The 1,567-nt window shown below is 40.7% G+C and carries 1 protein-coding gene; it reads left to right on the top strand.

What is annotated here, in order from left to right:
* Positions 1–137: 137 nt before the first annotated feature.
* A complete protein-coding gene (locus EKM65_RS11070; RefSeq protein ID WP_125608467.1) occupies positions 138–1,487 on the top strand; it encodes an IS4 family transposase in 1,350 nt (449 codons plus the stop codon).
* Positions 1,488–1,567: the final 80 nt, after the last annotated feature.

The raw sequence follows: 1,567 nt of genomic DNA, 5'->3' as shown, positions 1-1,567 counted from the left end.
CTAAAGGTTGAAAGTTAATATTTCCACTTAAGCCCTGATCTGTTAGGGCTTTTTTGCTACAAAAATAGACATGAAACCAATCACATCTGTATACTTAAAGCGTCTAAACAAAAACCATACAGAGGAGTTTCATGCCCATGTCTACTATACAATACAATGACACTGATATTCATCATTCTTTTGCTCATTTTTCAAAATTGGTCCATCTCTCCGCTATTTTGCGTCGTGTCAATAGCCATAAATCGCGCGGTATTAAAACTGAACGCTTGTTTGAGTGGTTATTGACCACAATCTTTAATCGCTACTCCATTTTTAGAGCAGAAAAGGCTAACGATTTTTCAAAACGAACTGTTCGCAATTGCCTAAATGACCCGCATATTAATTGGCAACGGCTGGTTCAGCTATTAGCGATTCATTTAATCCAATACGTGCAACATTTTACCGATCCAAGACGGCGCCAAGCTTTGATCATTGATGATTCATTGTTTAAACGTGAATTTTCACGCAAAACTGAATTATTGGCTCGTGTTTTTGACCACGACAAACAGCAGTATTTTAAAGGCTTCCGGACACTAACTTTGGGCTGGAGTGACGGCAATACTTTTTTACCACTGAACTTTTCCTTGATGTCATCAAGCCACGCCAAAAATCGGTTTGGACGCCTTAAGTCCAATGATCAACGATCACTTGCTGCGAAACGACGTACACAGGCAACCCGTAAAATGACCGCTGTCGCCTTAGAATTGGTAGATGATGCAATCAAATCGGGCATCAAGGCCAAGTACGTCCTATTTGATAGCTGGTATGCGTCACCGCGTATGTTTGCGGCATTGCTAAAACGTCACTGTCATGGGATTGGTATGTTGAAAAAAACTAAAAAGGTTTATTTTCGTTATCGTGGCCGCGAAATGGATATTAAGACCTTATACGCTAACTTACGGCGCAGTAAATGGCCAATTAAGGATCGCTATCTATACAGTCCAATCGTCACATTTGAAGTTGATGGCGAAAAAATCCCAATGAAGTTAGTCTTCGTAACCAAACGTGGCCAGGCTGATCAATATCTGGTGTTGGCGACCACCATGACGGCGCTAAGACCAGAAGCAATCATTCAGATGTACGGTCGACGTTGGCAGATTGAATGTTATTTTAAAGTTGCTAAACAATACCTGCAATTTGATCAGACTCAAGTTCAAAGCTACGATGGGCTCTGTGGTCACCTAGCAATGGTCATGTTAAGCTATGACGTCCTTGCATTGGCGCAACGTGAAAATACGGACGACAGGACGCTGGGTGACTTATTCTTTGATTATGGACGACCGTTGCCTGACATTAAGCTAGTAAGTGCGTTGAATTGGTTGATACAAACAATTACTGGTCTAGGTGAAAAATTCGACATGGCAGTTGAAACATTAACTATTATTTTTGACGAATTTATAAAAGCATTACCGCATAGCCTTGGCCGGCTACTCGGTAATGCTCAATGAAGTGATAACTAGTAATATAATATGCCATAACCGTTTGACATCAATGGTTACGGTCTGTTTTGATACTTTCAACCTTTAGT

It is taken from the genome of Lapidilactobacillus bayanensis, assembly GCF_003946695.1.
GTDB lineage: Bacteria > Bacillota > Bacilli > Lactobacillales > Lactobacillaceae > Lapidilactobacillus > Lapidilactobacillus bayanensis.
This window is presented reverse-complemented; position numbering and strand designations above follow the sequence as displayed.